We start from the raw sequence: 454 nt of genomic DNA, 5'->3' as shown, positions 1-454 counted from the left end.
CTTTTATCTCTTTTGGCACGACGGTGTAGAGTAGCACGACGCAAAGCAAGCTAAGAGCGGCGCTTAGATAAAAAAGGCTTGAAAGCCCGTAGTCTTTGGCAAGAAGCGGTCCAAGCACCATAGAAAGCGTGAAGCTAAGCCCTATAAAAGCACCCATTATCGCCATGGCTTTTGAGCGGTTTTCCTCAGCCACAAAGTCGCTTATCATCGCCGTTGCCACGGCTCCCACAGCTCCCACACCTTGTAAAAATCTACCAAAAAGCATCGTGTAAATTTCACTTGCCAGCGCGCAGACGATAGAGCCTGCCACAAAGATCAAAAGACCGATGGTTAGGGCTTTTTTGCGGCCGATCTTGTCTGAAAGGCGCCAAAAGGCACTTGAAATATCATCTGTGAGATCGCATAGACGCCTACTATTAGCCCTACTAAAAACTCATTTGCGCCGCTTAAATTT

Annotated in this window: 1 pseudogene; it reads right to left on the bottom strand. The window is 47.6% G+C overall.

What is annotated here, in order from left to right:
- A pseudogene (locus tag CYP05_RS05630) lies at positions 1 to 454 on the bottom strand (MFS transporter); the annotation flags it as partial.

The sequence above is a fragment of the Campylobacter concisus genome (genome assembly GCF_002913545.1).
Taxonomy (GTDB): Bacteria; Campylobacterota; Campylobacteria; order Campylobacterales; family Campylobacteraceae; genus Campylobacter_A; species Campylobacter_A concisus_AV.
This window is presented reverse-complemented; position numbering and strand designations above follow the sequence as displayed.